Source organism: Zavarzinia sp., from assembly GCF_041650655.1.
Classification (GTDB): domain Bacteria; phylum Pseudomonadota; class Alphaproteobacteria; order Zavarziniales; family Zavarziniaceae; genus Zavarzinia.
Map to the genome: position 1 here is coordinate 53337 of NZ_JBAZKR010000014.1, position 6568 is coordinate 59904.

Consider the following 6568-nt stretch of genomic DNA (forward strand, 5'->3'; position numbering starts at 1 on the left):
CCTGTCCGGCGGGCCCTGCATCGCCCCGGTCAGCGCAGCCGGTCGAGGGTTTCCAGCACCGTTTCCGGCCTGGCATCGACCGGCACGTCGAGGAAACGGAAACCGCCCGCGGCAACGTCCGGGGTTTCCGCCCCGCCCCACGCCCCGGCGCCGAGGTCGAGGCCGAACGGTCCGGCGAGTCCGGCATGGGGAACCGCCGCCGAGATCACCGCCGCGAAGGGCGCCAAGTCGCCGCTCGTGACGGTATCGGCCAGGCCGGCCCTGAGCACCACGGCCCAGCGGTAATGTTCCGCCACGTTGAGGATCGGGCGATAGGTGGCGAGTGCCGCCGGGCCGAGCGGCCCCGCCTCCTCGAAACAGACGCCCGCGATCATGTGGCTGGAGACCGCGCGCAGCAGGTCGGCGACATACATCGCCGCATCCTCGACCGCGTCGTCGTCGGCCGCGAGATCGCCGAGGCCGGCGAGCGCCTTCGCTTCCTCGAGCCAGGCGCGCGGGCCGGGAAAGGCGAGGACGAGCGGACACCGCCCGCGCAGATGGCCGAGCAGCGCCTCGACCACCTCGTTGAGCGCGAGGCGCGGCCCCTCCGCATCCAGCATCTTGCGAAGCGGCACCGCGGCCCGCTTGCGCGTGCCCATGTCGGCGACGAGATCGTGGTGACGCCGCGTCCAGGAGCGATAGAGATCAGCCACCTCGACGACGGCGACATCGGGGCGGAGCAACCCATGGGCCTGGGCGAAGAAGGACAGGAAGGCGGCGGGCGAGCCCCAGGGATCACCCTCGGCCCCGAGCAGGAGCCGCCGGGCATAGCCCGACGACTTCAGCCACAGCCGGGCGCCGCCCCCGTCCCCGCGATCCGACAGGTATCGCGCGAGGTCGGCGCTCATTGCTTCTCGTTCCCCCAGGCACCGGCCGCCTTCAGGCGCGCTTCCAGCTCGGCGATGCGCACGTCCTTCGGGTGGGCCATGTAGTTGGGTTTCGGCTCGTTCGCCTTCCGGCTGGCGCCGACGCCACCCATATAGAGCGTGTCGACCTCGTCGCCCCAGCAGCCGAAATACTGGATATGGGCGGGCGGCACCGGCTTCGACCAGGACTTCACGAAATCCGCGTAAGGGACGGAGCGGGCGATGCGCGCCTTGCGTTCGGCCGCGCGGGCCTTGGCGGTGGCGTCCCAGTCGATCGCCAGCGTCGCATGGTCGAACACCACCTTGTAGAGCCGCTCGGCCACGGGGGCGGAGATCAGTCCTTCCTCGATATCGCGGATGACACCTTCGGGATCACGCTCGAGCAGGTCGCCGTAGCCGGCGCCGGCGCCTTGCGAGATCATGAAAAGCTCGCCGCGCTTGGAGATTTCGAAGCCCATGCCCATGTGGTGCGTCGAATAGGTCGCGCCCTCGAAGGGCTGCTCGTTCATGATCTCCTCGATCGAATGCTTGAATTTCTCCGGCTCGTTCAGCAGTACGTCATAGACGTCGACGCCCTGGACCTTGCTCAGCGGGTAGGCGCCGCAGGCATAGCCGCCGAACAGGCCCTGGAGCGGCGGGAACTTGGCCCCCTGGCACACGGTCATGAAGCCCCATTGCTCCGAATCCTTGGTCGCCACCATCATGGTGTAACCCTGGCCGCCGCGATATTTGCCCGGCGCGATGGCGTCGCGCGTCATCTTCTTCGAAACGAGCTGGAGGAAGGGCACTTCCTCCTCGTTCAATTCCTGTTCGCCGATGTCGGCCATGGTGGCGAAGATCGGCGCCAGCGCGTGTTCGCCGTCACGATCGACCGTGGCGCCGGCGCCCATGCCGTTCAGGTCGGCGCAGAGGTTGCCCAGCGTCTCGCCATGCTGGGAAACGCCGCCCCAGATGAAGGTATTGATCATGTTGAAGGTCGGGGCGTGGACCTTGGTGAATTTCTCCGGGCAGGAATAGAGGAACTTGGCCACCGCGTGCTGGCCGGCGGTGAAGCCGGTGAAGATCGACATCAGCGACTGCGAGTTGGGCGCGTCATAGGAACAGTTCACGATCGAATGGGGATCGGTGATCACCTCGATCGGGGCGAAGGCCGCCTGGCCGCGCGGCAGGTCGGGCCAGACGTAACACAGGAAGACCTGGGCCAGCATGCCCTTGAGGCCGGCCACGATCGTATTGGTCGCCCGGTTGGTGAATTCCGGCGCCGAGCCGCGGAAGTCGAAGATCAGGCGGTCGCCGGCCTTGGTCAGCCTGCAATTGATCTTGACCAGGCAATTCTCGCGCAGGGTCGAATCCTGCATGATGTAGGTGCGGACGGTCATGTCCGGCCACTCCGAGATCCGGCGCTTCACCTCGGCGCGGACCTGCTCCATGGTCAGGCGCAGGGTCGAGATCAGGGCTTCCGGGCCGTCGGTCTTCAGGGTCTCCTCGATCCGCTGCTTGATGCGCAGGCAGGCGAAGAGCTTCACCTTCATGTCCTCGTACTGCAGCTTCGGCTCGCGCACCGAATTCTGCAGGAAGGTCAGGATGTCGCGCTTGATCTGGTAGTTCTCGACCACCTTGAAGGGCGACATCTTCAGGCCTTCGTCCGATGGGCTCTCGGCCATCGAAGGCATGCCGCCCGGCTCGATCGCGCCATTTTCTCCCTCGTGCACCGTCGAGGCGACCCAGCACACCAGCCGTCCTTCGTGGAAGATCGGCAGGATCATCGACTGGTCGGTGTTGTGGACATTGCCGTAGCGGCTGTCGTTGTGGATGAAACCGTCGCCGTCGCGCACGCCGACGGTCGGCTCGTTGATCCAGTTCTTGATGATGAACTTGATCGGATGGTGCACCAGGGCCGAGAAGATCAGCACGCCGCCGGCCGAGGCGATGGCGAGATCGCCCGAAGCCGAATAGACGCCGGTGATCACGTCGCCCCATTTGGCGCCGGGGGCCGCCCCCATCTGTTCCACCATCTCGTAGCCTTCGTCGCAGCCCGCCTGGATGCGGTCGCGGATCTTGGCGACGACATGGGGTTCGGAGACGGCGCCGATCGCCTCCTCCTCCTCCGCGCTGCGCGGCATCAGATCGTGGTTCTGCATGATCTCGGGATCGGGCCCGAGGAACAGGGTGGTGTCGTTCAGGAACTTCTTGACCAGTTCCATTTCCTGGGCGGACGGCTTCTTGGCGCGCGGCGGCGTCGACATGTCGTTCATTTCGCTTCCTCCGGATTTTTCGTTCAGTTCAGGTGCTCGACGGCGGTACCGCGCAGGAACCACGAGGCGCCCTGCCGTGCGGCGACGAAGGTCCAGCCCGGATTGACCAGGAAAGTCGTCACTTCCGAAGCGACGATGGCGGGACCATGGATCTCGACGCCGGGCTCGATCGCGGCACGGCTCCATACCGGCGTGTCGAAGGCGCCGTCGAAACCGACGAAGTGGCAGGTCCGGCGGCTGTCCGGCGGGGGCGGCGCCTTCCGCGCATCGCGCGGCATCGGCTTGATGTCCTCGAACTGCACGGTCTCGTGGCGGACATAGGCGGCGACCCGGATCGTGTTGATGCGGATGCCGGCTTCCGGCGCCTGCGAGCCTTCGCCGAAACGCTTGCCGTAGTCGTTCGAGAACTGCGAGATGATGGCGAGCACGTCGGCCGGGCCATGCACCTCGTGGTTCGGGACCACGGCCGTGGTCTGCACGAGCTGGTTGCCGTAGCGCATGTCCAGCTCGAGGCTGTGGCAGATGTCGGCCAGCGGCACGCCCTGGCGCAGCAGGTCCTGGGTGCCCCGTTCCTTCAGGTCGGCGACGATCGCATTGAAGCGCTCGTAATCATCGAAGATATGCCGGCTGTTGCTGTCGTAGAGCACCATGTAGAGCGACTGCTCGTGGATGTGGAGCTGGTGCATGTTGCCGGCGCCGACGGCCGAGAAGACCGAGGACAGCGGCGGCGCCAGGATGCGGTCGATGTTCAGGTTCTGGGCGATGCCGCAGCAATGCAGCGGGCCGTTGCCGCCATAGGCCAGCATGGTGAAGTCCTTCGGGTCGTAACCGCGCGCGCGCAGTTCGGTGAAGAGACCGTTGGCCATGTTGTCGTCGACCTTCTCGCGGATCAGCTTGGCCGCCTGCAGGACGTCGAGATCGAGATCGTCGCACAGCGCATCCTCGATCGCCGCCTTGGCCCGGCGCGGGCTGAGCGGGATCGAGCCGCCGGCGTAATTGGCGGGGTCGAGATAGCCGAGCACCAGGTCGGCGTCGGTCACCGTCGCATGGCGCCCGCCGCGGTCGTAGCAGGCCGGGCCGGGGTCGGAGCCGGCGCTCTGCGGCCCCACCTTCACGGTCTTGTACATGCGGTCGTAGGCGGCGATGGAACCACCGCCGGCGCCCAGCGTGACCAGGTGGACCATGGGCACCGAGACGAGCCAGCGGTCGATCACCGGGTTGAAATCGTAATGCTTGACGCCGCCTTCGACGACGATGCCGATATCGTAGGAGGTGCCGCCCATGTCGGTCGCCACGACATTGCCGAGCCCGGCCTGCAATGCGAGGTGTTCCGAGGCGCCGATGCCCGAGACCGGGCCGGAATGGATGGTCTGCAGCGCATCGGTCGAATTGAGCTGCGCCATGCCGCCCGAATTGTGGATGACCAGCATGGGCTTGTCGTAGGAATGAGCGCGCAGGTTCTGCTCGAGCGCGGAGAGCGCGTGATACATCGTCGAATGCAGGTAGCCGTCGACGATCGCCGAAGTGGCGCGGACATACTCACCCTTACGGCCGGCCACCTGATGCGACAGGATGATCGGAATGGCCCCCAGGAGGTGCGAGGGATATTCGTCGAGCAGGATTTCCTGGATGCGCAGCTCGTGGCCCGGGTTGACCACGGCATTGACCAGAGCGACCACGATGATCTGGGCGCCGAGATCGACGAGGCCGCGGATCTGCTTGCGCACGTCCTCTTCGTCGAGCGCCATGACGAGCTTGCCGGTGAAGTCGACGCGCTCGCGCACGCCACGGATCATATGGGCCTTGACCAGCGGATCGGGCCGCTGGGCGTTGGGCATGTCCTGCTGGCCCAGGTTGTCGAGACCTTCGCCATAACCCCGGGCGCGCGACAGCGGCACGGTCGCCTCGTAACCCGCGGTGACCAGCATGCCGATCTTCGGGCCCTTGTGCTCGATCAGGGCATTGGTGCCGAGCGTCGTCGCGTAGCGGACGCTGTCGACGCTGGAGAGGATGTCCTCGAGCTCGACGCCCAGGACCTTGCAGGCCTTGCCCAGCGCCTCGTTGAATCCCATGGCGAGGTTGTGGTGCGTGGTCAGCGCCTTGGCCTGGATATATTGCTGGTCCCAGACCACGAAACAGTCGGTGAAGGTGCCACCGATGTCGACGGAAACGCGTTTCATGTGACCTCCCTGTGAGGATGCGAGCGCTCGGCTCGTCGTGTCTTTGGCGTGGCGTGCCCTCACCCGCCTTGCGGCGGCCGCGAGACGCCGATCGAAAAGGGGGGCGCCGCCGCGCCGCGTCCGGACCCGCACCGAGGAAGCTCGGGCCGGCCGGCAGGGCGGCGCCCCTTCAGTTGCCCGGCCGAGTGGGACAGTCGGGGGCCGGGGGAGGAACTTCAGTGGCCATGGCCCTCGCCGCGGACCACCGCCGGGCCGGAGAAGGGTTCCGCTTCCTTGCCGCGCTTCGCCCATTGCGCCTTCAGCGCCGGCAGGTCGACTTCCATGTCGTGGAGCGGCGGATGGCCGGGCACGGCATATTCGGTCTCGACCTGCGTGCCACAGCCCGGGCAGCAGAATTCGAGGATGCGCACCCATTCCGGATCCGGGCTGAAGGTGAAGCGATACTTGTCCGGATCGATGATCGGCGGGTGGATCTCGCGCGGGTCACGGTCGTGGACCAGCAGGCCTTCCTTGTAGCTCGCCTTGGCCGAGCCGATCTCGTGACCGCAGACGCGGCACTCCCAGGTCTCGCGCTCGAGGTCGATGCGCAGATATTCGGTCATGGGGATCTTCATGATTACTTTTCCTCCCTGGTCAGCAGGACATCGCCGAGGTTCGAGACGACGAGGCGCCAGCCCTCGGGGATCCGGCAGGTGAAATAGTCTTCTTCGAGCACCGCCGGGCCGTCGGCGAAATCGCCGGCCCGGAGATCGCCGAGGCGATAGACGGGGGTCTCGGCGCGGAGCCCGTTGGCGCCGAGCGGGTGGCGGAGGCCGGATGCCTTGGCCGGCGTCTTCGCCTCGAAACTGCCGGCGCCGCCCTCGCGGCCGCGCAGGTGCTTCACCGCATCGAGTTCGAGATCGACGGCGAGCGCCTTCTCGAACACCTCCGGGAGGGCGATCTCGCCGTCCAGCACATGGCTGTGCTCGTGGCCACCGCCGAAATCGGCGACCAGGCGGGCGGTCAGGGCATAGTCGCCGGGCGCCACGCCTTCGGCGAACATGTCGCGCGCCGCCTTGATCTTCAGGCCGTCGAGCGCCTTTTCGACCGCTTCGGCCGTGAGCTCGGTCAGGGTCACGTCGTAGCGCTGGGAAATGTCGCAGGAGCCGATGCCATAGGCGGAGAACACCGCCGCCATCCGCGGGATCGAAACGCGGGAGATCCCGGCCTTCTCCGCAACGCCGCAGGC

Annotated in this window: 5 protein-coding genes; all 5 read right to left on the reverse strand. The window is 66.7% G+C overall.

The features are described 5' to 3' along the window. Positions 1-29: 29 nt before the first annotated feature. On the reverse strand, positions 30-887 hold the full coding sequence (locus WC493_RS05030) for a hypothetical protein (protein ID WP_373063170.1): 858 nt from the start codon (positions 885-887) through the stop codon (positions 30-32). Further along, a complete protein-coding gene (locus WC493_RS05035) occupies positions 884-3160 on the reverse strand; it encodes a hydantoinase B/oxoprolinase family protein (protein WP_373063172.1) in 2277 nt (758 codons plus the stop codon). The genes WC493_RS05030 and WC493_RS05035 overlap by 4 nt, the downstream gene beginning before the upstream one ends. Before the next feature lie 23 nt (positions 3161-3183). Then, entirely contained in the window at positions 3184-5340 is a 2157-nt protein-coding gene (locus WC493_RS05040; protein ID WP_373063174.1) for a hydantoinase/oxoprolinase family protein, read from the reverse strand. A gap of 215 nt (positions 5341-5555) precedes the next feature. Next, positions 5556-5954 carry an acetone carboxylase subunit gamma gene (locus tag WC493_RS05045; protein ID WP_373063176.1) on the reverse strand — a complete coding sequence of 133 codons (399 nt, stop codon included), beginning with the start codon at positions 5952-5954 and terminating at the stop codon, positions 5556-5558. Positions 5955-5956: 2 nt separating this feature from the next. Then, on the reverse strand, positions 5957-6568 hold a 612-nt coding region (locus WC493_RS05050), incomplete at its 5' end, for a hypothetical protein (RefSeq protein ID WP_373063178.1).

Coding starts and splice junctions, on each gene's coding strand:
- WC493_RS05030 (WP_373063170.1), bottom strand. CDS start 887: ATGAGCGCCGACCTCGCGCGATACCTGTCGGATCGCGGGGACGGGGGC.
- WC493_RS05035 (WP_373063172.1), bottom strand. CDS start 3,160: ATGAACGACATGTCGACGCCGCCGCGCGCCAAGAAGCCGTCCGCCCAG.
- WC493_RS05045 (WP_373063176.1), bottom strand. CDS start 5,954: ATGAAGATCCCCATGACCGAATATCTGCGCATCGACCTCGAGCGCGAG.
- WC493_RS05040 (WP_373063174.1), bottom strand. CDS start 5,340: ATGAAACGCGTTTCCGTCGACATCGGTGGCACCTTCACCGACTGTTTC.